This window comes from Hydrogenophaga sp. FW305-3-2-15-A-LB1 (assembly GCF_058787875.1).
This window is the reverse complement of sequence record NZ_JBYTAE010000015.1, coordinates 19,073-43,892: the sequence shown is the minus strand read 5'-3', so window position 1 is coordinate 43,892 and position 24,820 is coordinate 19,073. Positions and strand designations below refer to the sequence as shown.

Here is a 24,820-nt window from a genome sequence, read left to right as displayed (position 1 = left end):
GACCTCCCGATGAACTTCCCCGTCCAGAAAACCGAAGCCGAATGGCGCGAGCTGCTGGCCGCCAAAGGCGCCGAGCCGCGCGCCTTCGACGTGACCCGCCATGCCCACACCGAACGCCCCTACACCGGCAAGTTCGAGCAGGTCTGGGCCGACGGCAGCTACCACTGCATCTGCTGCGGCAACAAGCTGTTCGACGCCGACACCAAGTTCGACGCCGGCTGCGGCTGGCCCAGCTTCTCGCTGGCCGTGCCGGGCGCCATCACCGAGATCACCGACCGCAGCCACGGCATGGTGCGCGTGGAAACCGTGTGCAGCCAGTGCGGCGCGCACCTGGGCCACGTGTTCGAGGACGGCCCCTCCCCCACCGGCCTGCGCTATTGCATGAACTCCGCCTCGCTGGAACACCAACCGAAGAAGGACACGCCATGAAAGCCCAGAACATTCTCGACACCATCGGCCGCACCCCGCACATCCGCGTGCAGCGCCTGTTCGGCGACGCGAGCCAGCAGGTCTGGATCAAGTCCGAGCGCAGCAACCCGGGCGGCTCCATCAAGGACCGCATCGCCCTGTCCATGGTGGAAGACGCCGAGCGCTCGGGCGCGCTCCAGCCCGGCGGCACCATCGTCGAGCCCACCTCGGGCAACACCGGCATCGGCCTGGCCATGGTCGCTGCCGTCAAGGGCTACAAGCTGATCCTGGTGATGCCCGACAGCATGTCGGTCGAGCGCCGCCGCCTGATGCTGGCCTACGGCGCCAGCTTCGACCTCACCCCGCGCGAGAAGGGCATGAAGGGCTCGATCGCGCGCGCCGAGGAGATCGTGGCCGCCACGCCGGGCGCGTGGATGCCGCAGCAGTTCAACAACCCGGCCAACGTGGACGTGCACGTGCGCACCACGGCGGAGGAAATCGCGGCCGACTTCCCCGACGGCATCGATGTGCTCATCACCGGCGTGGGCACGGGCGGCCACATCACGGGCGTGGCGCGCGTGCTCAAGGCGCGCTGGCCCCAGCTCAAGGTGTTCGCGGTGGAGCCGTCGGCCTCGCCCGTCATCTCCGGCGGCAACCCCTCGCCCCACCCCATCCAGGGCATCGGCGCGGGCTTCATCCCCAACAACCTCGACACCAGCCTGCTCGACGGCGTGATCCAGGTCGACGCCGAACCCGCGCGCGACATGGCGCGGCGCAGCGCGCGCGAAGAAGGCATCCTGGTCGGCATTTCCTCGGGTGCCACCTTGGCGGCGATCGCGCAGAAGCTGCCCGAATTGCCGGCCAAGGCCGTGGTGCTCGGTTTCAACTACGACACCGGCGAGCGGTATCTCTCCATCGAAGGCTTCCTCCCGGCATGAAAAACCTCTCCGACATCCGCCTGTCCATGCTCGACCTGGTGGCCGTGCGCGAAGGCGGCACCGTGGCCGACGCGCTGGCCGTGGCCCTGCGCACCGCGCAGCACGCCGAGTCGCTCGGCTTCACGCGCTACTGGCTGGCCGAGCACCACAACATGAGCGGCATCGCCAGCTCGGCCACGGCCGTGCTGATCGGCCACATCGCGGGCGGCACGAAGCGCATGCGCATCGGCTCGGGCGGCGTCATGCTGCCCAACCACGCGCCGCTGGTGGTGGCCGAGGCCTTCGGCACCCTGGCCGAGCTCTACCCGGGCCGCATCGACCTCGGCCTGGGCCGCGCGCCCGGCACCGACCCGCACACCATGCGCGCGCTGCGGCGCGACCGCGTGGAGACCGAGGCCGACTTCCCGCGCGACGTGGCCGAGCTGCAGCACCTGCTGGGCCCCGCCTCGCCCGGCCAGCGGCTCATCGCCAACCCCGGTGCGGGCACCAACGTGCCGATCTGGCTGCTGGGTTCGAGCCTGTTTTCCGCGCAGCTGGCGGCCGAGCGCGGCCTGCCTTATGCGTTTGCCTCGCACTTCGCGCCGCGCCTGCTGCTGCAGGCGCTGGATGTCTACCGCACGCGCTTCCAGCCCTCGCCCACGCTGGCCGAGCCCTACGCCGTCGTGGGCGTGCCGCTGGTGGCCGCGCCCACCGACGAAGAGGCCGAGTACCTCGCGAGCAGCACCTACCAGCGCGTGCTGGGCATCCTCACCGGCAAGCGCGGCCAGCTGCCGCCACCGGTGAAGGGCTTCATGCAAGGCCTGCACGCGCAGGAACAGGCGGCGATCGCCGATTTCCTGGCCGCCGCCGTGATCGGCGGGCCCGAGACCGTGCGCGCGGGCCTGCAGTCGCTGGCCCAGGTGACCCAGGCCGACGAGTTCATGATCGTGAGCGACCTGTTCGACCCCGCGCTGCGCCTGCGCTCGCTGAGCATCGCCGCCGAGGCGATGGCCACGCAGCAGCCGGTCGCCGCCTCCGCTTGACCAGAGCACCCGCGGAACCGGCTTTGCCGGGCCGCTGGGTGCGCCCCCTCGAGGGGGAGACGCCGAAGGCGGCGCAGGGGTGCTTCTCGTCTATACCCCGCCGCGCACCATCTGCATCACCTGACCTGCATCCAGGGTCGCGGCTTTTTGCTGGATCTGCGGCAGGTACTGCGCCTGCATCTGCTTGGCCGGGCCCAGCAGGTCCTGGAAGCTCTGCTTGAGCAGCTCGGTGCTCATCACACGCCCGCCCGCGTAGTAGCGCCGGGCCACCTGGCCCAGCGCGTAGGTGGTGGCGAACGAAAACGCCATGCCGGTGGCCGCGCCGCCCAGGCGGCCCACGGTGCGCCCGGCGGCCTTGCCGAGCAGGCCGCCGAGCAGCTTGCGGCCGAACTGCTCCAGGTACTGCGAGGTCAGGCCCACGCCCACCGCCGCGATGAACTCGCGGATGTGGCCCTGGTCCAGCTCCACGCCGTGCGCCTTGCCGATCGCGTAGACCATCTTCACCTGCAGCGGGATGATGGCCATCGAGGCCCAGGACTGCGGCAGCAGCTCCAGCGCGCCGTTGAGCAGCGCGTAGTTCAGGATGGACTTGTCGAGGTCCACGCCCGGCGCCACGCTGGCGGCGACCACCGGGGGCGCCACGGGCACGGCGACCGGCACCGCCTTCTCCGCCGCGTCCAGGACGGCATCCGCCTCGCGCTCGAAGGCGGCGGCCTCGCCCGCGTCCAGCTTCAGGCGGGCCTTGAGATCGCTCAGGAAAGCCGCCTCGGCCGGGCTTTGCCGTCCGTCGGCGTCGCACACACAGACCGCCATTTCGTAGGCGAGCTGCCGTTGCCCGGCGTCCGGCAGGCCGGCCACCGCATCGGCCAGCGACACGCGCTTGAGCAGCACGTCCTGGTACAGGCGCACCAGCACGGTGCCGCCCGATTCGTGCGGCAGCGATTCGGCCATGCGCCGGATCGCTTCGCGCTCGGCGTCGGCTTTGTTGCCGTCGGCGAACGCGGCCAGCAAGGCGATGGAGAGGATGGACTGCTGTTCCTGTGGGGTCATGCGCGCGAGGCTCCTGGAGAAAGGGTGAATCGGGACCGGGGACACGATAGAGAGCCTCTGCCGGGCCGCAAGTTCCGCTCGGCCGCCGCGCCCAAAGCCCCGCTTAAGGATGCGTCATATCCAAGCCCGATAATCGCCGCATGCGTTTTCTCATCGATTTTTTCCCCATCGGCCTTTTCGTCGTGGCCTACAAGATGGCCGACATCTACACCGCCACCGGTGTGCTGATGGCCGCCACCCTGGTCCAGACCGCCCTCATCTACGCGCTCGACCGCAAGCTGCAGACCCTGCACAAGGTCACGCTGGTGCTGGTGCTGGTGTTCGGTGCGCTCACGCTGTTCCTTCAGGACGAGCGCTTCATCAAATGGAAGCCCACCGTGCTGTACGCGAGCATGGCCATCGTGCTGGCGGCCGCCCTGTGGATCTGGAAGAAGAATTTCCTGCAGATCCTGCTGGGCAGCCAGCTCAACCTCCCCACGAACGTGTGGGCCCGGCTCACCGTGGCCTGGGTCGGCTACTTCCTGTTCATGGCGGGCATCAACGCCTATGTGGCGGCCTACTACTCGACCGAAGACTGGGTGAACTTCAAGCTCTGGGGCTATGTGTTCCCGGTGGTCTTCATCGTGGGCCAGGGCCTGTACATCGCGCGTTACCTCAAGGACGACGACGCCGTGGAGAAGAAGCCATGAGCTCCCGCCCGGCCGCTCCGAAGGGGGCTCGCACCGCAGCCCGCAGGGTGGAGGTACTCCAATGAGCGACACCGCCGTGGTCCCCACCGCCGCCGCGATCGAGGCGCGCCTGCGCGAAGCCCTCACCCCCACCGTGCTCGAAGTGCTGGACGAAAGCGCGGCCCACGCCGGCCATGCGGGCGCCAATGGCCTGGGCTATGGCACGCATTTCCGTGTGCGCATCGGCGGGCCCGCGTTCGTTGGCCGCACGCGGGTGGCGCAGCACCGCCTTGTGTATGATGCGCTGCAAAAATTCACCGAGGCGGGGCTGCATGCCCTGGCCATCGAAATCAAGGCCTGAAGGCCGACCACACCCCATTCAGCCGCTACGTTCTGATACCTGATTGCTGAAACCCTGCCCCTGGCGGCGGCTCCAACCCCCTTTTATCCCGAGGAACACCATGAAATTCTCCCTGACGGCCCTCACCGCGGCTGCCCTCATCACGGCAGCGCCCTGGGCCCTGGCCCAGAACGTGGCCATCGTCAACGGCAAGCCCGTTCCCACGGCGCGCCTGACGGTGCTGGAGCAGCAGATCGCCGCCTCCGGCCGCCCGGTGGACGACAACGTGCGCGCCCAGCTCAAGGAAGAAGTGGTGCTGCGCGAGGTCTTCATGCAGGAAGCGCAGAAGCGCGGCATCGCCGCCACCGAGGAATACAAGAACCAGATGGAACTGGCGCGCCAGACCATCATGATCCGAGCCCTCTTCACCGACTACCAGAAGAAGAACCCGGTGACCGACGTCGACGTCAAGGCCGAGTACGACAAGTTCGTGGCGGCCAACGGCGGCAAGGAATACCGCGCGCGCCACATCCTGGTGGAGAAGGAAGACGAAGCCAAGGCCATCATCGCCAGCCTCAAGAAGGGCGGCAAGTTCGAAGAGATCGCCAAGAAGCAGTCGAAGGACCCGGGATCCGGCGCCAACGGGGGTGACCTGGACTGGGCGGCCGCGGCCAGCTACGTGCCGGAGTTCTCCGAAGCCATGGTCAAGCTCGAAAAGGGCCAGCTGACGCAGGAGCCGGTGAAGACGCAGTTCGGCTGGCACATCATCCGCGTGGACGACGTGCGCACCGCCGAACTGCCCAAGCTGGAGGACATCAAGCCGCAGATCGAGCAGCAGATGCAGCAACAGAAGCTGGCCGAGTTCCAGAAGACGCTGCGCGAAAAGGCCAAGATCCAGTAAAGCGTTTCGCCTCTTACACGAAAAAGCGCGGCCGGTCCGCGCTTTTTTGTGCCCGGCGCTCGTCCGCTCAGCGCATCTGGGCGGCGACCCAGATCAGGCCCAGCAGCACCGGCTGGTGCAGCAGGTAATAAGACAGGCTCCAGCGCCCCAGCGTCACCAGGCCCCTTCGCACACCGGTGGCCGCCGCGTCGGCCGTGCCCAGCCAGTGCGGCCGGTGCCACAGGGCCCACTGGCCGGCCGCCATGCCCCACCACATCACGCCCAGCCAGGGCGCCAGCGGCACATAGTCTTCGGTGATCGGCTTGCGGTTGATCAGGCCCAGCCAGTTGAGGGCCGGGGTGTTGAGCACGTCCAGCGCCGGCCAGGTGGCGATGGCGTGTGGCGCCGCGAACTTGAACGCGATGACCAGCGCGCCCAGCCACCACAGCCAGGCGCCCCACCCCGCCGTGAGCCGCACGATGATCAGCATGGCCGCGATGCCGTGCAGCACGCCGAAGTAGATGAAGCTGTTCGGGAACATGGCCACCGAGCCCGCCGTGACAAGCAGCGCCGCCCCGGCCACCTGCAGCCAGCGCCGCCAGAAGCGCGCCCAGGTCTGCCCCTGGTGCAGGGCCACGGCCTGGGACAGGCCGGCGGTGAACAGGAACAGGCTGACGATGGCGGTGCGTTGCCCGGTCCAGACCGGGTCGCGGTAGAAGTCTTCGTTGATGAAGCCGAAGAAATCCAGGTCGAAGCAGAAATGGAACGCGGTCATCCACAGCATGGCCGCCGCGCGCAGCAGGTCGATGCGGTCCAGGCGCTGTGCCACGGCGGTGCTTTCAGGCGGCGGAAGCGCGGTGGATGCCCAGCAGCATCTCGGCCAGGGCCTGCGGTTCGCTCACCATCGGGTCGTGCCCGGTGGCCAACTCCAGCACCTGCCAGCCGGGTTCGCGGCGCACGCGCTCGCGCGCGGGAGCGATGGTGGCCAGCGCGGGCGAGGTGCAGTCGATGAAGGTGCGGGGCACGGCATTCACGAGCGCGGCGTCAAAATCCAGCGGTTGCTGGTAGAGCCGGTAAGGCTGGGGGGTCTGGCGGCGGTTCACCCAATCGCGGTCTGAACCCTCCAGCCCGAACAGCTTGGCGTCGGGCGGCGGAAAGCTCAGGCCGCCGCTGGGTTTCGCGGCATCGGCGCGGGCCTGTTTGGTTTCGGCCGAATGGTGGCTGCTCCAGCTGTCGCCGGGATACGGCACGGCCGCGTCCAGGTAGACCAGGTGCGCCAGGCAGCCGGGGCGCTCGCGCTGCAGGCGGTCGGCGACGCCGGTGACCACCACGCCCGCGTAGCTGTGGCCCACCAGCACGATGCGCTGCAGTTCCTCGGCCTCGACCAGGCCGAACACGTCCTGGATGTGGGTATGCAGGTCCACGGCCAGGCTGAGCAGGTGGGCGCGTTCGCCCACGCCGGTGAGGGTGACGGCGTGCGCCTCCACGCCCGCGCCGCGCAGCAGCGGCAGCACGCGGCGCCAGCACCAGGCGCCGTGCCAGGCCCCGTGGACCAGCACGACAGCGGTTTTTGGGGTGTCGGGGCTTGGGGACATGGACGTTCTCCTGGACAATATCGGGCTGTTTTTCCTGGCCCGATTCTGCCCGCTCCACGACCGACCGCCATGCTGCCCCACCAGATTGAACTGCTCTCCCCCGCCCGCGACGCCGAGATCGGCATCGAGGCGGTGAACCACGGCGCCGATGCGATCTACATCGGCGGGCCCTCGTTCGGCGCGCGCACCAGCGCCGACAACCGCGTGCAGGACATCGCGCGCGTGGCCCGGCACGCGCACCGCTTCGGCAGCCGCGTCTACGTGACCATGAACACCATCCTGCGCGACGACGAGCTGGAGGGCGCGCGCAAGCTGGCCTGGCAGCTGTACGACGCGGGCGTGGACGCGCTGATCGTGCAGGACATGGGCCTGCTGGAGATCGACCTGCCCCCGATCCAGCTGCACGCGAGCACGCAGACCGACATCCGCACGCCCGAGAAGGCGCGTTTCCTGCAGGACGCGGGCCTGTCCAAGCTGGTGCTGGCGCGGGAACTCACGCTGCCGCAGATCGCCGCGATCCGTGACGTGCTGGATGCCGAGCGCTGCCAGATCGAGTTCTTCATCCACGGCGCGCTGTGTGTGGCGTACAGCGGCCAGTGCTACGTGAGCCATGCCCACACCGGGCGCAGCGCCAACCGCGGCGACTGCTCGCAGGCCTGCCGCCTGCCCTACGAGGTGAAAGACAGCCAGGGCCGCATCGTCGCGCACGACAAGCACGTGCTCTCGATGAAGGACAACAACCAGAGCGACAACCTGCGCGAGCTCATCGACGTGGGCGCGCGCAGCTTCAAGATCGAAGGCCGCTACAAGGACATGGGCTACGTCAAGAACATCACGGCGCACTACCGCCGCCTGTTCGATCAGATCCTGGACGAGCGGCCCGAGCTGGGCCGGGCCTCGAGCGGCCGCTGCAGCTTCAGCTTCACCCCCGACCCCGGCCAGAACTTCAACCGCGAGTTCACCGACTATTTCGTGCAGGGCCGCCAGGAGGACATCGGTGCCTTCGACACGCCCAAGAACCCGGGCCGGCCCATCGGCTGGGTGAGCAAGGTCGGGCCCAACTTCGTCGAGATCGAAACCGACGACCCGGCCACCGTGGTGCACAACGGCGACGGCCTGTGTTACCTCGACCTGCACAAGGAACTGGTGGGCCTGCAGATCAACCGCGCCGAACCCACGGGCACGCCGGGCCAGTGGCGCGTGTTCCCCAAGGACGCGATGGACGGCCTGCGCCACCTCAAGCGCGGCACGGTGGTCAACCGCAACCGGGACGTGGACTGGGTGCGCACGCTGGAGAAAAAATCGGCCGACCGCCGCATCGGCGTCTGGCTGCGGCTGGACGACACGGCCGAGGGCCTGACGCTCACCGCCACCGACGAGGACGGCCACTGCGCCGCCGCCACCCTGCCCGGCGCGCTGGAGCCGGCCAAGGACGCCGCCCAGGCCGAGGCCCGGCTGCGCGAAGGGCTCTCTCGCCTGGGTGAGACGGTGTTCGAGCCGATCGACGTGTCGCTGCAGCTCTCGCAACCCTGGTTCGTGCCGGCCTCGCTGCTCAACCCGCTGCGGCGCGACGCCATCGCCGCGCTGGAAGCCGCGCGCGCCTCGGCCTGGCAGCGCCTGCCCCGCGCCACCCGGGTGGAGCCACCGGTGAGCTACCCGGAAGACACCCTGACCTACCTGGCCAACGTGTTCAACCACAAGGCGCGCGACTTCTACGCGAAACACGGCGTGAAGGTGATCGCCTCGGCCTACGAGAGCCACGAGGAAGAAGGCGAAGTGAGCCTGATGATCACCAAACACTGCGTGCGCTTCTCGCTCAGCCTGTGCCCCAAGCAGGCCAAGGGCGTCACCGGTGTGCAGGGCACGATCCGCGCCGAGCCCATGAGCATCACGCACGGCAGCGAGAAACTCACGCTGCGCTTCGACTGCAAGCCCTGCGAGATGCACGTGGTCGGGCGCATCAAGCCCGCCGTGATGCAGGCCGTGCCGGCCAGCCCGCTGAAGTTCTACCGCACGCGGCCTGCCACGACCGCCTGAGGCACTCAGGCGGTCTTCGCGCCGCCGCGCAGGCGCTTGCCCAGGCTCACCAGGGCCAGCACCACCCCACCGGCGACCAGGCCCGCGAGCGCGCCCGCCAGGCTGGAAGCGAGCGAGCCGATCCAGCCCAGCGTGGCGGCGAAGGCCTCGATGCCATGGCCCAGCGCTGGGATGCCATGCACCAGGATGCCACCGCCGACCAGGAACATGGCGGCGGTGCCGACCACCGACAGCGTTTTCATCAGCCAGGGCGCGGCCGCGAGGATGCCGCGGCCCAGGGACTGTTTCCAGGCCGCGGCCTGCTGGTTGAGGTGCAGGCCCAGGTCGTCGAGCTTGACGATGCCCGCCACCAGGCCGTAGACGCCGATGGTCATGATCAGCGAGATGCCCACCAGCACGGCGATGCGCTGGCCCATGCCGACGGCGGCCACCGTGCCCAGGGTGATCACGATGATCTCGGCCGACAGGATGAAGTCGGTGCGCACCGCGCCCTTGATCTTCTGCTGCTCGAACGCCACCAGATCGACGCTTTCGTTGGCCGCGGCCTCCACCAGCGCTTCGCGGTTCGCCGCGTCTTCCGCCTGGTGCGGGCCGAAGGCGTGCCACAGCTTCTCGGCGCCCTCGAAGCATAGGAACAGGCCGCCGAGCATCAGCAGCGGCGTGATGGCCCAGGGGGCGATCACGCTGATGACCAGCGCGCTGGGCACCAGGATGGCCTTGTTGAGGAGCGAGCCCTTGGCCACGGCCCAGACCACGGGCAGCTCGCGGTCGGCCTTCACGCCGGTGACCTGCTGGGCGTTGAGCGCGAGGTCGTCGCCCAGCACGCCGGCGGTCTTCTTGGCCGCCAGCTGGGTCATGGCGGCCACGTCGTCCGCCACGGCCGCGCTCTTGCGCGCCGCCACCTTGGTCATCAGGGCCACATCGTCGAGGATGGTGGCGATGTCGTCGATCAGCGCGAGCAGGCTGGTTCCGGCCATGGGGCGGCCCTTTCAGGAGTGGGTGTTGTCGTGGGAGGGCCAGACGGGCGGAAACAGGGGATCGTCGAGCTCGGCGCCATCGGCCATGCGCTCGGCCAGGCCGGGAAACGGCGGCGAGGTGCGCCAGGGCCGGGGTGCATGGCGCGCGTCTTCGCCCAGGTAGCGGGCCGAGAACACGCGACGGCGCTGCCCCGGGCCCACGCCGCTGGAGGCGTGCAGCGCGAGCATGTGGAAGGCCACGCAGTCGCCGGGCTCGAGTGCCCAGGCCAACTGGCGGAAACGGTCGGGCTCGGCGTCGATGGCCGGCAGCTCGGCCAGCGTGCCTTCGGGGAACCAGCGGGCCTGCTGGTCGCGGAAGGTGCGCGGCATGTACCAGGTGCCGGCATGCGAGCCGGCCACGAAACGCAGCGTGCTGGCCAGCGGCACCGGGTCCACGGGAATCCAGAAGCTCACGTTCTGGCGGCCACTGACGTTGTAGTACGGCTGGTCCTGGTGCCAGGGCGTGGGCTGGCGCGTGCCAGGCTCCTTGACCAGCAAATGATCGTGGTAGATCCGGGCCGTGCGGCTGTGCATGAGCTGGGTGGCGATGTGCGGCAGGGCCGAATCGCGCAGGATGCGCTGGTACGACGGGTTGTCCTGCCAGGTGCAGAAGTCCTCGACGAAACGGCCCGGGTCGTCGGGTTCGCTCGCCACCAGCGCCAGCGGGCTCAGATGCGCCAGGTTGTGCTCGATGCCGCGTTCGAGCAGGGCCAGTTCGTCGGCATTGAACACCCCGCGCAGCACCACGGCGCCGTCGGTGGCGAAATCGGTGGCGGTGCCCTCAGGCAGAAAGAGTTCTCGGGCCATGCGTCATCTCCCCTTGGCGGGTTTCTCCCGCTTGCGCCAGTAGGTGAAAGCGTCCTCGTGCACTTCGATGTCGAGCTCCGCCACGCGCGCCTGCAGGCGTTCCTGCACATCGGCCACGGCCTGGTTGTAAACCGCGGGCGCGATCTCCTCCAGGAAAAAGCCCAGCAGGCCACCGGCGGCGATGTTGCCGATGCGCTCGTCCATGTTCGCGTCGAAGTAACGCTGGATCGAGGCGATCGCCTCGTCGCGGGTGGCTTTGGGCAGTTCGATGGCCATGGGATGCGTCCGGTCAGCCGACCCACTTGCGCGCGTTGCGCCACAGGCGCATCCAGGCGCTGAAAGCGGCCGGGTCCTGGTCGGTCCAGCTCATCTGGATGTTGCGGAACACGCGCTCGGGGTGCGGCATCATGGCCGTGAAGCGGCCGTCGGCCGTGGTCACCGCCGTCAGGCCGCCCGGGCTGCCGTTGGGGTTGAACGGGTAGGCCTCGGTGGCCGCGCCGCCGTGGTCGGTGAAGCGCATCGCGGCGATGGCCTTGCTGGCGTCGCCCCGGTGGCGGAAGTTGGCGTAACCCTCGCCATGCGCCACCGCGATGGGCAGGCGGCTGCCGGCCATGCCCTGCAGGAACAGGCTGGGCGAGTCCAGCACCTCCACCAGGGACAGGCGCGCCTCGAAGCGCTCGCTCTGGTTGGTGGTGAAGCGCGGCCAGGCCTCGGCACCGGGAATGATGTCGGCCAGCTCGGCGAACATCTGGCAGCCATTGCACACGCCCAGGCCGAAGGTGTCGTCGCGGCCGAAGAAGGCCTGGAACTGCTCGGACAGACCGGGGTTGAAGGTGATGCTGCGCGCCCAGCCGATGCCCGCGCCCAGCGTGTCGCCGTAGCTGAAGCCGCCGCAGGCCACCACGCCCTTGAAGTCGGCCAGCTTCGCACGGCCGGTCTGCAGGTCGGTCATGTGCACGTCGAAGGCCTCGAAATCGGCCTGGGTGAAGGCGTAGGCCATCTCCACGTGCGAGTTCACGCCCTGCTCGCGCAGGATCGCGACCTTGGGCCGGGCCAGGTTGAGGTACGGCGCGGCCACGTTGTCGGTGGCGTCGAACGTCAGCTTCGTGTGCAGGCCGGCGTCGTCGGGCCGGCCGGCGGCCGCGTGTTCGGCATCGGCGCCCGCCGGGTTGTCGCGCTGCTGGTTGATCTTCCAGCTCACGCTGTCCCAGACCTGTTGCAGGTCGAACAGGCTGGCCGAGAACACGGCCTTGGTGTCGCGCCAGACCTGCAGCTGGCCCTTGCCGGCGTCCATGGTGGACGAGGCCGGGCGGGTCTTGCCGACGAAGTGGCTGTGTTTGGACAGGCCGTGCTCGCGCAGGGTCTGCATCACGGCGTTGCGGTCCTCGGTGCGCACCTGCAGCAGCACGCCCAGCTCTTCGCTGAACAAGGCCTTGAGCGTGAGTTCCTCGCGGCGCGCGCTGACCTGGCCGGCCCAGTTCTTGGCGTCGCCCATCTCGGCGCGGCTGTCGCTGATGCCATCGCCTTCGGTCACGAGCAGGTCCACGTTGAGCGCCACGCCCACGTGGCCGGCGAAGGCCATTTCGGCGGCCGCCGCCAGCAGGCCCCCGTCGCTGCGGTCGTGGTAGGCCAGGATCTGGCCCTGGGCCCGCAGCGCGTTCACCGCGTTGACCAGGCTCACCAGGTCCTGGGCGTCGTCCAGGTCGGGCACCTCGCCCCCGCCCTGCCCCAGCACCTGGGCCAGCACGCTGCCGCCCATGCGGTGGCGGCCCTTGCCGAGGTCGATCAGCACCAGCGTGGTGTCTTCGAGCGCATTGTTGAGTTGCGGCGTGAGCGTGCCGCGCACGTCGGCCAGCGTGGCGAAGGCGCTCACGATCAGGCTGACCGGCGAAGTCACTTTCTTCGTCTCGCCGCCTTCGCTCCATTGGGTGCGCATGGACAGGCTGTCCTTGCCCACCGGGATGGAAATGCCCAGCGCCGGGCAGAGTTCCAGGCCCACGGCCTTGACGGTCTCGTACAGCGCGGCGTCTTCGCCCGGTTCGCCGCAGGCGGCCATCCAGTTGGCGGAGAGCTTCACGCGCGGCAGCTCGATGGGCGCGGCCAGCAGGTTGGTGATGGCCTCGGCCACCGCCATGCGGCCCGACGCGGCGGCGTCGAGCGCGGCCAGCGGCGTGCGCTCGCCCATGCTCATGGCCTCGCCCGCGAAGCCCTTGTAGTCGGCCAGCGTCACGGCGCAGTCCGCCACCGGCACCTGCCAGGGGCCGACCATCTGGTCGCGGTGCGACAGGCCGCCCACGGTGCGGTCGCCGATGGTGATGAGGAAACGCTTGGAGGCCACAGTCGGGTGGCTGAGCACGTCGATCACGGCCTGCTGCAGGTTCACACCGGTGAGCGCCAGCGGGGCCGCCTGGCGCGCCACGCTTTTCACGTCGCGGTGCATCTTGGGCGGTTTGCCCAGCAGCACGTTCATCGGCATGTCCACAGGGCTCGGCGCGCCCTCATCGGCCAGCACCAGCTGGCGCTCTTCGGTCGCCACACCGATCACGGCGAACGGGCAGCGCTCGCGCTCGCAGAAGGCCTGGAACGTGGCCAGCGATTCGGGAGCGATCGCCAGCACGTAGCGCTCCTGGCTCTCGTTGCACCAGATTTCCTTGGGCGCCAGGCCGCTTTCTTCCAGCGGCACGGCACGCAGGTCGAAGCGCGCGCCCCGGCCGGCGTCGTTGGTGAGTTCGGGGAAGGCGTTGGAGAGGCCGCCCGCGCCCACGTCGTGGATCGCCAGGATGGGGTTGTTCTCGCCCTGCTGCCAGCAGTGGTTGATGACCTCCTGCGCGCGGCGCTCGATCTCGGGGTTGCCGCGCTGCACGGAGTCGAAGTCCAGCGAGGCGGCGTTGGTGCCGGTGGCCATGGAACTGGCCGCGCTGCCGCCCATGCCGATCTTCATGCCCGGGCCGCCGAGCTGGATGAGCAGCGAGCCGGCCGGGAATTCGATCTTCTTCGTCTGGATGGCGTCGATCACGCCGACACCGCCGGCGATCATGATGGGCTTGTGGTAGCCGCGCTGCACGCCGTCCACCGCCAGCTCGTACTCGCGGAAGTAGCCCAGCAGGTTGGGCCGGCCGAACTCGTTGTTGAAGGCCGCGCCGCCCAGGGGGCCCTCGGTCATGATCTGCAGCGGGCTGGCGATGTGCTCGGGCTTGCCGCCCGGCTGGTCGGAGAGGCCGCCCCAGAGCTTGCCAACGGTGAAGCCGGTCAGGCCGGCCTTGGGCTTGGAACCCCGGCCGGTGGCGCCCTCGTCGCGGATTTCGCCGCCCGCGCCGGTGGAGGCGCCCGGGAACGGGGAAATGGCGGTCGGGTGGTTGTGGGTCTCCACCTTCATCAGCACGTGGTGCGTGGCGGTTTCGGCGGCGTAGGCCGGCGAGACGTCGCCGCCGGCGCGGGCCACGAAACGCTCGACCACGCTGCCTTCCATGATGGAGGCGTTGTCCGAGTAGGCCACCACGGTGTGCTGCGGCGCCTGCTGGTGGGTGTGGCGGATCATGCCGAACAGGCTCTTGTCCTGCGCCACGCCGTCGATGGTGAACTGCGCGTTGAAGATCTTGTGGCGGCAGTGCTCGCTGTTGGCCTGCGCGAACATCATCAGTTCGACGTCGGTCGGGTTGCGATTGAGGCCGTTGAAGGCGTTGACGAGGTAGTCGATCTCGTCGTCGGCCAGGGCCAGGCCCCAGTCGGCGTTGGCGCGCTCCAGCGCGGTGCGACCACCGCCGAGCACGTCCACCTGCTCCATGGGCGCGGGGTGCAGCTCGGTGAACAGGGCCTGGGCCTGGCTGCGGTCGAGCGAGACGTTTTCCGTCATGCGGTCGTGCAGCAGGTCGGCCACGGCGCGCAGCTGCTCTTCGGACAGGCTGGCCTTCTTGCCCAGCAGGCCGGACTTGAGGCCGACCCGGTACTCGACCAGGCGCTCCACCCGGTGCAGGCTCAGCCCGCAGTTGTGGGCGATGTCGGTCGCCTTGGAGGCCCAGGGCGAGACCGTCCCCAGGCGCGGCATCACCAGCAGGGCCGGCGCGCCGGCCGTTTCCAGCTGGGCGTGCGCCGGGGTGCCAGGTTCGCCGTAGGTCAGCAGCTCGCCCACGCGCTGCAGCGTGGCCGCGTCGGGCTCGCCGTCGAAGCTCGCCAGGTGCACGAAGCGGGCCGAAAGGCCGTTGATCTTGTCGGAAATGCCCGCGAGGCGGGGCAGGAGCTGCTGGACTTTGAAGTCGCTGACGGCGTTGCCGCCTTCAAAAAAGCGCAGGTGCAGGGACACGTTGGGAGCCTGAGGTGCGTTGACCCGCCGGCGGCAGGTGGAAAACCCGGAATTTTACCCGGCCGCCCCCATGGCCTTGCCTTGCCGAGGGCCCTCCAGACGGGGTCAGATGGGATAATCGCACCCCATGAGCATCACCTACAAAGACGAAGCCGGCATCGCGGGCATGCGCACGGCCTGCCGCCTGGCGTCCGAAGTGCTGGACTACCTCACGCCGCTGATCCAGCCGGGCATCACCACGCTGGAAATCGACCGCCTGGCGGCCGAGTACATGAAGCAGCAGGGCACCGTCTCGGCCACCATCGGCTACCAGCCCAGCGGCTACCCGCCCTACCCGGGCCACCTGTGCACGTCCATCAACCACGTGGTCTGCCACGGCATCCCGAACGAAAAACCGCTCAAGAAGGGCGACATCCTCAACGTCGACGTGACGGTGATCAAGGACGGCTGGTTCGGCGACAACAGCCGCATGTTCCTGATCGGCGGCGAGGCCGCCTGCTCGGTGCAGGCGCGCCGGCTCTGCCAGGTGACCTACGAGGCGATGTGGAAGGGCATCGTGATGGTGCGCCCCGGCATCCGCCTGGGCGACATCGGCCACGCGATCCAGACCTTTGCCGAGGGCAACGGTTTCTCGGTGGTGCGCGAGTTCTGCGGCCACGGCATCGGCCAGCGCTTCCACGAAGACCCGCAGGTGCTGCACTACGGCCGCCCCGGCACGCTGGACGAGCTCAAGCCCGGCATGACCTTCACCATCGAGCCCATGATCAACGCCGGCAAGCGCGACATCAAGGAAATGGGCGACGGCTGGACCATCGTCACGCGCGACCGCTCGCTCTCGGCCCAGTGGGAACACACCGTGCTGGTCACCGAGACCGGCTACGAGGTGCTCACCCTGTCGGCCGGCAGCCTGCCCGCGCCCGCCTTCGTGACACCGGCGCCCGCCCTTGCCTGAGGCCATGGCGCCCGCGCCGGTGCCCGCCGCGCCCGACCTCGGCACCCTGCGGCAGCAATACCGCACGGACAAGGCCGCCCTGCTCGACCAGCTGGGCGTGCAGGGCTCGTCCACCCGGGGCGTGCGCAAGGCGCTGCAGCAACTCTCCCGCCTGACCGACCAGACCCTGCGCGAGCTGTGGTCCCTGGCGGGCTTCGGGCCCGGTTTCTCGCTCATCGCCGTGGGCGGTTTCGGGCGCGGCGAGTTGTTTCCCCATTCCGACGTGGACGTGCTGGTGCTGCTGCCCGACGGCAGCCGGCCCGACGACGACGCCGCGCTCAAGGCCCGCCTGGAAGGCTTCATCGGCGCCTGCTGGGACCTGGGCCTGGAGATCGGCTCCAGCGTGCGCACCATCGCCGACTGCGTGGACGAGGCGGCGAAAGACGTGACGGTGCAGACCTCGCTGCTCGAATGCCGGCTCATCGCGGGCAGCAAGAACGCCTTTTCCACCCTGGTGAACCAGCTGGCCGAGGCCATGGACCCCAAGGCCTTCTTCGTGGCCAAGACGCTGGAAATGCGCCAGCGCCACACCAAGTTCGAGAACACGCCCTACTCCCTGGAGCCCAACTGCAAGGAGTCGCCCGGTGGCCTGCGCGACCTGCAGATCATCCTGTGGGTGGCCAAGGCCGCCGGCCTGGGCCGCAGCTGGGACGAACTGGCCCGCAAGGGCCTGGCCACGCCCCTGGAGGCGCGGCAGATCAAGGCCAACGAGGCCCTGCTGAGCCTGATCCGCGCGCGCCTGCACCTGCTGGCCCACCGCCGCGAAGACCGGCTGGTGTTCGACCTGCAGAACGCCGTGGCCGAGTCCTTCGGCTTCAAGGCCCAGGTGCCGGCCGGCATGGCCAGCAGCGCCAAGGGCACGCGCCGCGCCAGCGAGGCGCTGATGAAGCGCTACTACTGGGCGGCCAAGGCCGTGACCCAGCTGAACCAGATCCTGCTGCTCAACATCCAGGAGCGGCTGCAGAGTGACGTGGCCGGCGTGGACCGCCTGCGCCCGCTCAACGAACGTTTCTTCGACAAGGGCGGCATGCTCGAGGTGGCGAGCGACAACCTGTACGTGCAGCAGCCGCACGCCATCCTGGAAACCTTCCACCTCTACCAGACCACCGTGGGCATCAAGGGCCTGTCGGCGCGCACCCTGCGCGCGCTGTACAACGCCCGCCCGGTGATGAACGCGCGCTTTCGCGCCGACCCGGTCAACCGCGCGCAGTTCCTGCAGATCCTGAAGGAGCCCGAGGGCATCACGCACGCCATGCGGCTGATGAACCAGACTTCCGTGCTCGGGCGCTACCTCTGGGTGTTCCGTCACATCGTGGGGCAGATGCAGCACGACCTGTTCCACGTCTACACGGTGGACCAGCACATCCTGATGGTGCTGCGCAACGTGCGCCGCTTCTTCATCGCCGAGCACTCGCACGAGTACCCGTTCTGCTCGCAGCTCGCGGCCGGCTGGGACAAGCCCTGGATCCTCTACGTGGCGGCGCTGTTCCACGACATTGCCAAAGGCCGGGGCGGTGACCATTCCGACCTGGGCGCGCGCGACGTGCGCACCTTCTGCCACCAGCACGGCATCGACCGCGAAGACACGAAGCTGATCCAGTACCTGGTGGCCGAGCACCTCACCATGAGCCGCATGGCGCAGAAGGAGGATCTGAGCGACCCCGACGTGATCGCCGCCTTCGCCGGGCGCGTGGGCAACGAGCGTTACCTCACGGCGCTGTACCTGCTCACGGTGGCCGACATCCGGGGCACCAGCCCCAAGGTGTGGAACGCCTGGAAGGGCAAGCTGCTCGAAGACCTGTACCGCTACACCTTGCGCGCGCTGGGTGGCCGGGCGCCCGACCCCGGGGCGGTGATCGAAGGCCGCAAGCGCGAGGCGCTGTCCATGCTGGCCTTGCACGCCCTGCCCCACCAGGCGCACAAGGCGCTGTGGGACACGCTGGACGTGAGCTACTTCATGCGCCACCAGGCCGACGAGATCGCGTGGCACACGCGGGTGCTCTCTCGCCAGATCGCGCAGGCGGCGGCCAAGCCCGCGGCCAAGCTGGAAGAAGGGGCCGAGAAGCCGATTGACAAGTGCATCGTGCGCGCGCGCATCTCGCCCGAGGGTGAGGGCCTGCAGGTGCTGGTGTATGCGCCCGACCAGCCCGATTTGTTCGTGCGCATCTGCGGTTATTTCGACAGTTCGCACTTCAGCATCCTGGACGCGCGCGTGCACACCACGCTGACCGGCCATGCGCTGGACACCTTCCAGGTGGTGGCACCGACGATGTCGGAGCACTACCGCGAGCTGATCGCGATGGTGGAGAACAACCTGGCGCAGACGATCGACGAACGCGGCCCCTTGCCCGCGCCGACCAAGGGCCGGCTTTCGCGCCGTGTGAAGAGTTTTCCGATCACGCCGCGGGTGGATCTGCGGCCGGACGAGAAGGCGCAGCGCTGGCTGCTGTCGGTCTCGGCGAGTGACCGCGCTGGGCTGCTTTATGGCATCACGCGGGTGCTGGCGCGCTACGACATCAACGTGCAGCTCGCCAAGGTGACCACCCTGGGGGAACGGGTGGAAGATACCTTCCTGATCAGTGGCGCGCAGTTGCAGATGAACAAGCGGCAGATCGAGATCGAGACGGAGCTTCTGGAGACGCTTGAGGGCTGACTTGGTTGGCGGCCCGCGAGGGCGGGTGCCCTGCTCCGCGGGTGTCCCCCGGCGGCTGGTGCCGCCTCCTCCTTTACCCCGCTGCGCAGAACACCCACCCTCGCGGGCTTGGAAGTGCTCTTGGCACACCACCGACCATGGGCCAACCCGTCGGCAGGATCAGGGGGACGGCGGTGCGTTCAGCGCAGCGAAGTAAAGGAGGAGAGGCGGCGAAGCCGACTCGGGGGACATTCGCGGAGCTGAGCGCACCGCCGTCCCCCTGATCCTCCAACGGACTAGGCGCGAAGGGTCCCCGTCTCCACAGGGTCATGCCCATCGGCCGCCGGCTTGCGCCGGAACAAGCCAGCGAACCACAGCGACACATCGTCCACGATGGTGAACACCGCCGGAATCACCAACAAGCTCAGGAAGGTCGAGGTGATCAGGCCGCCGATCACCGCCACCGCCATCGGTGAACGGAAGCTGCCATCGGCCGCGCCCCAGCCAATCGCGATCGGCAACATGCCCGCGCCCATGGCAATGGTCGTCATCACGATCGGCCGGGCCCGCTTGTGGCAGGCGTCCAGGATCGCGTCGAGCCGGCTCAACCCGTGCTCGCGCCGCGCCTCGATCGCGTACTCCACCAGCAGGATCGAGTTCTTCGTCGCCACCCCCATCAGCATGATCAGACCGATCAGCGAAGGCATGGAAAAACTCTTGTTCGCCAGCAGAAGCGCCACGAAAGCCCCACCCAGCGACAACGGCAGCGCCGCCAGGATGGTCACCGGGTGCAGGAACGCCTTGAACAGCAGCACCAGCACGATGTAGATGCACAACACGCCGGTCAGCATCGCCAGGCCGAAGCTGGCGAACAGCTCGCCCTGCACTTCCGCGTCGCCGATCTCCAGCACCGACACTCCCGGTGGCAGGTTGCGCAGGCTGGGCAGCTTTTCCACCGCCATCTTCATGTCGCCCAGCGCGATGCCCGCGAGCTCCACCTCGAAGTTGATGTTGCGCGCGCGGTCGTAGCGGTCGATCACCGCCGGCCCGCCGCCGAAGTCGAGCTGGGCCACCTGCCCCAGCATCACCGGGCCCTTGCTGCCGGGCACCGCGAGGCGGTTGAGCACCTCGAGGTCGTGCCGCGCGCCCACGTCCAGCTTGACCACGATGGGGATCTGCCGCTCGGGCAGGTTCATCTTGGGCAAGGCGTTGTCGTAGTCGCCCACGGTGGCGATGCGCAGCGTTTCGGCGATGGCCGAGCTCGTGACGCCGAGTTCGGCGGCGCGCGCGAGGTCGGGCGTGACGATGATTTCCGTGCGCACCAGCGCGGCCGTGGACTGGATGCTGCCCACCCCCTGGATGGTGCGCAGGTCGCGCTCGATGGCGCGCGCCGCGGTGCTCAGCGCATGGGCATCGCTGCCGGTGAGCGTGAGGATGTATTTCTCGCCCGAGCCGCCCAGGCCCACCTTGCTGCGCACGCCCGGCAGGTTCGACATCGCCTCGCGCAGCTGGTTTTCAATGCCCTGCTTGCGCGGCCGTTCGCCGCGCGGGTCGAGCTGGATGGTCAGCGCGGCCTTGCGCGACTCGGCCGCGCCCTGCGGCGCGAACGGGTCGGTGCCGGCCGTGCCCGAGCCGATGGTGGTGTAGACCGAGCGCACGTGCGGCACCGCCGCCACCAGCACCCGCGCGCGCTCGGCCGTGGCGATGGTCTGTTCCAGCGTCGCGCCGGGAGACAGCTCCAGGAACACCTGGGTCTGCGAGTTGTCGTCGGGCGGGATGAAGCCCTGCGGCAGCAGCGGGATCAGCAGCAGCGAGCCGACGAAGAACAGGCCCGCGCCGATGCTGGTGATCCAGCGGTGGCGGATGCACCAGCGCGCCCAGTTCTGGTAGGTGTTGAGCCAGCCGGGCTCCTCCTGGTTGTTGACCCAGCGCCAGGCCGCGGCGGTGACGGGGTTGGACGCCGCCCAGCGCGGCATCTCCCGGGACACGAAGGGCTTGAGGATGTAGGCCGCCATCATCGGCGTGAGCGCGCGCGCCACCACCAGCGAGGCGAACACCGCGAGCGCGGCGGTCCAGCCGAACTGCTTGAAGAACTTGCCCGGAATGCCCGCCATGAAGGCCGTGGGCAGGAACACCGCGATCAGGGTGAAGGTGGTGGCGATCACCGCCAGGCCGATCTCGTCGGCCGCCTCCATCGCGGCCTGGTACGGTGACTTGCCCATGCGCATGTGGCGCACGATGTTCTCCACCTCCACGATGGCGTCGTCCACCAGAATGCCGATCACCAGCGAGAGCGCCAGCAGCGTCACCACGTTGATGGTGAAGCCCATGTAGTACATGCCGATGAAGGCCGGGATGGCCGACAGCGGCAGGGCCACGGCCGAGACGATGGTGGCGCGGATGTCGCGCAGGAAGAGCCACACCACCAGCACGGCGAGCAAGGCGCCCTCGTAGAGCAGCGTCATGGAGGCGTCGAACTCTTCTTTCACCGGCGTCACGAAGTCGAACGATTCGGTGATCTTCAGGTCGGGCCGCGCCGTCTGCAGGTCCTTGAGGCGCGCGCGCACCCCGTCGCCCACCTCGATCTCGCTCGCGCCCCGGCTGCGCGCGACCTCGAAGCCCACCACCGGCTTGCCGTCCAGGAAGGCGGCGGCGGTCGGTTCGGCCACGGTGTCGCGCACCTCGGCGATCTGGTCCAGGCGGATGCGGCGGCCATCGCTGAGCGCGATTTCCATCTTCGACAGCGCCTCGGCCGAGGCCAGTTGCGACAAGGTGCGCAGCGGCTGCTGGCTGCCGCCCAAATCCACCCGGCCGCCCGCGCTCTCGATCTGCACGCGCGCCAGCTGGCGCGACACGTCGGTGGCGGTGGTGCCCAGCGACTGCAGCTTGAGCGGGTCGAGCAGCACCTGCACCTCGCGGTCCACGCCACCGACGCGGCTGACAGCGCCCACGCCGGTCACCGACAGCAGCTGCTTGGACACGTCGTTGTCAACGAACCAGGACAGGGCCTCGGCGTCCATCTTGTCGGAGGACACCGTGTAGGCCAGCACCGCGCCGCCGGCCAGCTCCACCTTGTTGACGATGGGATCGCGCAGGTCGGTGGGCAGCTCGCTGCGCACCTTGGCCACCGCCGAGCGCACGTCGTCCAGCGCTTCCTGGGTGTTCTTCTCGATGCGGAACTCGACCGTGAGCGAGACCGTGCCGTCCTGCACCTTGGTGTAGATGTGCTTGAGGCCCTGCAGCGAGGCCAGGCTGTTTTCGATGATGCGGGCGACGTCGTTTTCGAGCTGGTTGGGCGAGGCGCCCGGCAGCGCCGCCACCACGGTGATGGTGGGCAGGTCCAGGTCGGGGAAGTTCTGCACCTTCATCTGCTTGAAGGAGAACAGGCCCGCCAGCGTGAGCATGACGAACAGCATCGCCGCCGGGATGGGGTTCTTGATGGACCAGGCGGAGACGTTCATGGCCGCGCCCTCACTGAACGACCTTGACCAGGTCGGCTTCGTTCAGGAAGCCCGCACCCTGCACCGCCACCGCCTCGTCCGCCTTGAGGCCTTCGAGCACCTCGACGCGCTCCTCCACCCGCCGCCCGGTCTGCACCTTGCGCTGGTTGGCCTTGCTCTGCGCGTCGACCACGAACACGTAGTTGCTGCCGTCGCGCACCACGATGGCCTGGCTGGGCACGGTGAGCGCCTCGCTCTGCCCGAGGTCGAAGCTGCCCTTGGCGAAGGTGCCGGCCTTGAGTTCGGCGTGGCGCGGCAGGTCCACGAAGACCAGGATGTTGCGCGTCTGCGGGTCGGCGCTGGGCGCGATGGCGCGCACCTGGCCGTTGATCTCCAGGCCGGTGGCCCCCGTGACCTGCACCTTCTGGCCGACGCGGATGCGGCCCACCTCGTTGGGCGTGACCTCGCCGCGCCATTCCATGCGGCTCTGGCGCACCATGCGGAACAGCTCCTGACCGGCGCCCACCACCGCACCCACGGTGGCGGTGCGCGCGGAGATCACGCCGTCGTCGGGCGCGAGCACGCGCGTGTTGCCCAGTCGCACCTCGGTCGCGCCGAAGGCGGCCTTGGCGGCCTCGAACTGCGCGCGGGCCACCCGTTCCTGCGTGAGGTACTGCGCCACCTGCGATTTCGACAGCGCACCGGTGTCCTGGATCGAGCGCGCGCGGTCGGCGTCGGCCTTGGCGTTCTCGAAGCTGGCCTCGGCCTGCGCCAGGCTGGCCTGGCTCTGCAGGCTGTCGGCCTTGGTGGTTTCGTTGGCGAACACGGCCAGCACCTGGCCCTTGCGCACCACGTCGCCCACGTTCACGTTCACCGAGGCCAGGCGCAGGCCGTTGACCTCGGCACCCACGCTGGCTTCCTGCCAGGCCGTGATGTTGCCGTTGGCCTGCAGGCGGATCGGCAGGTTGCCGCGCGTGGGCTTGGCCACGGTGACGGTGAGCGAGGGCCTTGGCGCAGCTTCGGCGGCGGGCGTGGGCGCGTCGGCGTTGCCCGGCTTCTTGATGAAGACCCAGAACACGCCCAGAAGGACGACGGCCAGGGCGATGGCCAGCCAGAGCCAGCGTTTGCGCGATTGCGGAGGAACGGCGTTCATGATGGGTCTTTGAGAGCGTCGGGGTTGTTCACGGGGTCGAAGCCGCCACCGAGGGCGACGTACAACTGGATCCAGGCGTTGATGCGTTCCTGCTGCAGGGCCACGGCGCTGCTGTCGGCCGCGAGCTTGAGGCGGCGCGCCTCTTCCAGCTCGTTCAGGCTGGCCAGGCCCACGCGGTAGCGCGCCTCGGTGGCCTGGAAGGACTGGCCGTAGCCGGCCACGGCGGTGTCGGTGGAGGCCACGCGCTCGCGCAGGCTGGAGATGCTCACCAGCGCCTGCTCCACCTCGGCCACGGCCTGGCGCAAGGTGCCGGCGTAGGCGATGGCGGCGGCTTCGTAGCGCGCCTGGGCGCTGTCGGTGTTGGCGCGCAGGGCATCGCGCCCGAGCAGCGGCATGCTCAGCGTGAGCGGGCCGACCGACCAGGTGTTGAAGGTGCCCTCGGTGCCGCCGCCCGAAAAGCGGTTGCGCAGCAGGCTGCCCGAGAGCGACAGGCTGGGCAGCAAGGCGGCGCGGGCCACGCCCACATCTTCGCTCGCCGCCACGAGGTCGCGCTGGGCGCGGTACACGTCGGGGCGCTGGCGGATCACCTCGGCCGGCACGGCGTTCACCGACAGCAACTGGTCCATGCGCGGGGATTGCAGCAGTGCCTGCAGGTCGGGCGCGGCGGTCAGCCGCTGCCGCACGTCGGGCTCGGGCACGCCGGTGAGCGCGGTGAGCGACTTCACCTGGCGCTCGCAGACTTCGTCCTGTTGCCGGAAGCGCGCGGAGCCCTCGGCACCGCTGGCGCGCGCCAGCGCGGCCACGGCCGGCGCCGTGAGGCCGGCGCGTTCGGAGACCGCGTTGTTCTCGGCTGTCACGGCGCGCGAGTCGCGGTCGCGCGCGGCCACCGCCAGTTGCTCGCGGCACAGGCGCTGGGCGAAGTACAGCTGCGCGAGTTCCGAGGCCACCAGCACGCGGGCCTGGTGCCAGCCGGCGCCGGCCGCTTCCTGTTGCGCCTCGGCGCTGCCCCGGCGGGCCTCGTTGCCGCCCCACAGGTCGATCGCCCATGAGGCCTGCAGGCCGGCATTCAACGAGGTGCCCAGCGGCTGGGTCGGATCGGTGCGGCCGCGGCTGGCGTTGGCCACCGCGTTGAGCTGCGGGCCGGTCTCGGCCTCCACACCCAGGCGTGCCGCGCGGGCGGCGAACACCTGTGCGCGTGCCGATGCGGCGGAAGGGCTTTGGGCCTGCGCGCGCGCCACCCAGTCGGTCAGCACCGGGTCATCGAACCGGCTCCACCAGGCGGTGAGCTGTTCGGTGCTGCCCTGGTGTGCCAGCGGCGGTGCGTACCAGGTGGACGGCAAGTCCACCGGCACAGTGGCGGGCGGCTTGGTCACGCTGCAGGCGCTCAGTACGGCCGCGCTGGCCGCCACGACAAGCATTCGCTTCATGGAAAGGGAGTCCCTGTTCGGTTGTTATGCCGGGGACTGACTCTAGTCGATTTCGCTGACTGGATATTTCAATACGTTTCAACTGCGGCGCGGTTTGTAACAGCCGTTTGGAGGCG

At 69.2% G+C, this 24,820-nt stretch carries 19 protein-coding genes; 9 read left to right on the top strand and 10 right to left on the bottom strand.

Annotated features, from left to right (window positions below):
- Nucleotides 1-9: 9 nt before the first annotated feature.
- The 3 genes from msrB to AC3WPZ_RS06550 are packed head-to-tail and all read left to right on the top strand — an operon-like array spanning nucleotide 10 to nucleotide 2,368.
- Nucleotides 10-429, top strand: coding sequence for a peptide-methionine (R)-S-oxide reductase MsrB (gene msrB / locus AC3WPZ_RS06560; protein ID WP_444686608.1), 420 nt, complete (start codon nucleotides 10-12; stop codon nucleotides 427-429).
- The gene (gene cysK, locus AC3WPZ_RS06555; RefSeq protein ID WP_382324931.1) at nucleotides 426-1,346 is read left to right on the top strand and encodes a cysteine synthase A; all 921 of its coding nucleotides are present in this window, start codon (nucleotides 426-428) and stop codon (nucleotides 1,344-1,346) included. The genes msrB and cysK overlap by 4 nt, the downstream gene beginning before the upstream one ends.
- Nucleotides 1,343-2,368: an LLM class flavin-dependent oxidoreductase gene (locus tag AC3WPZ_RS06550; RefSeq protein ID WP_382324933.1), complete on the top strand. Its 1,026-nt coding sequence runs from the start codon at nucleotides 1,343-1,345 to the stop codon at nucleotides 2,366-2,368. Before cysK ends, AC3WPZ_RS06550 begins: the two co-directional genes overlap by 4 nt.
- 90 nt (nucleotides 2,369-2,458) lie before the next feature.
- On the opposite strand, the gene AC3WPZ_RS06545 is transcribed toward AC3WPZ_RS06550, so the two are convergent.
- Nucleotides 2,459-3,418: a YcjF family protein gene (locus AC3WPZ_RS06545; protein ID WP_382324934.1), complete on the bottom strand. Its 960-nt coding sequence runs from the start codon at nucleotides 3,416-3,418 to the stop codon at nucleotides 2,459-2,461.
- A 140-nt stretch (nucleotides 3,419-3,558) separates the two neighbouring features.
- On the opposite strand from AC3WPZ_RS06545, the gene AC3WPZ_RS06540 reads away from it, so the two are divergent.
- The 3 genes from AC3WPZ_RS06540 to AC3WPZ_RS06530 all read left to right on the top strand — a co-directional run bounded on the left by AC3WPZ_RS06540 (nucleotide 3,559) and on the right by AC3WPZ_RS06530 (nucleotide 5,327).
- Entirely contained in the window at nucleotides 3,559-4,107 is a 549-nt protein-coding gene (locus AC3WPZ_RS06540; RefSeq protein WP_382324935.1) for a septation protein A, read from the top strand.
- A gap of 61 nt (nucleotides 4,108-4,168) precedes the next feature.
- The gene (locus AC3WPZ_RS06535) at nucleotides 4,169-4,447 is read left to right on the top strand and encodes a BolA family protein (protein ID WP_382324937.1); all 279 of its coding nucleotides are present in this window, start codon (nucleotides 4,169-4,171) and stop codon (nucleotides 4,445-4,447) included.
- A gap of 100 nt (nucleotides 4,448-4,547) precedes the next feature.
- On the top strand, nucleotides 4,548-5,327 hold the full coding sequence (locus AC3WPZ_RS06530) for a peptidylprolyl isomerase (protein WP_382324939.1): 780 nt from the start codon (nucleotides 4,548-4,550) through the stop codon (nucleotides 5,325-5,327).
- A 67-nt stretch (nucleotides 5,328-5,394) separates the two neighbouring features.
- On the opposite strand, the gene AC3WPZ_RS06525 is transcribed toward AC3WPZ_RS06530, so the two are convergent.
- Together AC3WPZ_RS06525 and AC3WPZ_RS06520 are read right to left on the bottom strand one after the other, a co-directional pair.
- Nucleotides 5,395-6,090 carry a heparan-alpha-glucosaminide N-acetyltransferase gene (locus AC3WPZ_RS06525; protein ID WP_492438720.1) on the bottom strand — a complete coding sequence of 232 codons (696 nt, stop codon included), beginning with the start codon at nucleotides 6,088-6,090 and terminating at the stop codon, nucleotides 5,395-5,397.
- Nucleotides 6,091-6,145: 55 nt separating this feature from the next.
- On the bottom strand, nucleotides 6,146-6,901 hold the full coding sequence (locus tag AC3WPZ_RS06520) for an alpha/beta fold hydrolase (protein ID WP_382326637.1): 756 nt from the start codon (nucleotides 6,899-6,901) through the stop codon (nucleotides 6,146-6,148).
- 69 nt (nucleotides 6,902-6,970) lie between these two features.
- Here AC3WPZ_RS06520 and AC3WPZ_RS06515 point away from each other — a divergent pair, with 69 nt between their 5' ends.
- Nucleotides 6,971-8,938 (top strand): peptidase U32 family protein, encoded by a 1,968-nt coding sequence (locus AC3WPZ_RS06515; RefSeq protein ID WP_444686610.1) that lies wholly within the window; start codon nucleotides 6,971-6,973, stop codon nucleotides 8,936-8,938.
- A 5-nt stretch (nucleotides 8,939-8,943) separates the two neighbouring features.
- Here the strand turns inward: AC3WPZ_RS06515 and AC3WPZ_RS06510 are convergent, their stop codons facing one another.
- The 4 genes from AC3WPZ_RS06510 to purL are packed head-to-tail and all read right to left on the bottom strand — an operon-like array spanning nucleotide 8,944 to nucleotide 15,061.
- Nucleotides 8,944-9,915 carry a DUF808 domain-containing protein gene (locus AC3WPZ_RS06510; protein ID WP_382326633.1) on the bottom strand — a complete coding sequence of 324 codons (972 nt, stop codon included), beginning with the start codon at nucleotides 9,913-9,915 and terminating at the stop codon, nucleotides 8,944-8,946.
- Nucleotides 9,916-9,927: 12 nt separating this feature from the next.
- Nucleotides 9,928-10,761 carry a phytanoyl-CoA dioxygenase family protein gene (locus AC3WPZ_RS06505; protein WP_382324943.1) on the bottom strand — a complete coding sequence of 278 codons (834 nt, stop codon included), beginning with the start codon at nucleotides 10,759-10,761 and terminating at the stop codon, nucleotides 9,928-9,930.
- A 3-nt stretch (nucleotides 10,762-10,764) separates the two neighbouring features.
- Complete coding sequence (locus tag AC3WPZ_RS06500; protein WP_444686611.1) at nucleotides 10,765-11,037, bottom strand: DUF2164 domain-containing protein; 273 nt, start codon at nucleotides 11,035-11,037, stop codon at nucleotides 10,765-10,767.
- 13 nt (nucleotides 11,038-11,050) lie between these two features.
- Complete coding sequence (gene purL / locus AC3WPZ_RS06495; protein ID WP_492438696.1) at nucleotides 11,051-15,061, bottom strand: phosphoribosylformylglycinamidine synthase; 4,011 nt, start codon at nucleotides 15,059-15,061, stop codon at nucleotides 11,051-11,053.
- Nucleotides 15,062-15,188: 127 nt separating this feature from the next.
- Between purL and map the strand changes: the two genes are divergently transcribed.
- Together map and AC3WPZ_RS06485 are read left to right on the top strand one after the other, a co-directional pair.
- On the top strand, nucleotides 15,189-16,013 hold the full coding sequence (map, locus tag AC3WPZ_RS06490) for a type I methionyl aminopeptidase (RefSeq protein WP_382157755.1): 825 nt from the start codon (nucleotides 15,189-15,191) through the stop codon (nucleotides 16,011-16,013).
- Between the two features lie 4 nt (nucleotides 16,014-16,017).
- Nucleotides 16,018-18,705, top strand: coding sequence for a [protein-PII] uridylyltransferase (locus tag AC3WPZ_RS06485; protein WP_444687477.1), 2,688 nt, complete (start codon nucleotides 16,018-16,020; stop codon nucleotides 18,703-18,705).
- 275 nt (nucleotides 18,706-18,980) lie between these two features.
- Here the strand turns inward: AC3WPZ_RS06485 and AC3WPZ_RS06480 are convergent, their stop codons facing one another.
- From AC3WPZ_RS06480 to AC3WPZ_RS06470, 3 genes are read right to left on the bottom strand one after another with little or no spacing between them, the layout of a single operon-like run.
- Complete coding sequence (locus AC3WPZ_RS06480) at nucleotides 18,981-22,145, bottom strand: efflux RND transporter permease subunit (protein ID WP_382324949.1); 3,165 nt, start codon at nucleotides 22,143-22,145, stop codon at nucleotides 18,981-18,983.
- Between the two features lie 10 nt (nucleotides 22,146-22,155).
- The gene (locus AC3WPZ_RS06475) at nucleotides 22,156-23,277 is read right to left on the bottom strand and encodes an efflux RND transporter periplasmic adaptor subunit (RefSeq protein ID WP_382326629.1); all 1,122 of its coding nucleotides are present in this window, start codon (nucleotides 23,275-23,277) and stop codon (nucleotides 22,156-22,158) included.
- Nucleotides 23,274-24,704, bottom strand: coding sequence for an efflux transporter outer membrane subunit (locus AC3WPZ_RS06470; RefSeq protein WP_382326627.1), 1,431 nt, complete (start codon nucleotides 24,702-24,704; stop codon nucleotides 23,274-23,276). The genes AC3WPZ_RS06475 and AC3WPZ_RS06470 overlap by 4 nt, the downstream gene beginning before the upstream one ends.
- Nucleotides 24,705-24,820 lie beyond the last annotated feature (116 nt).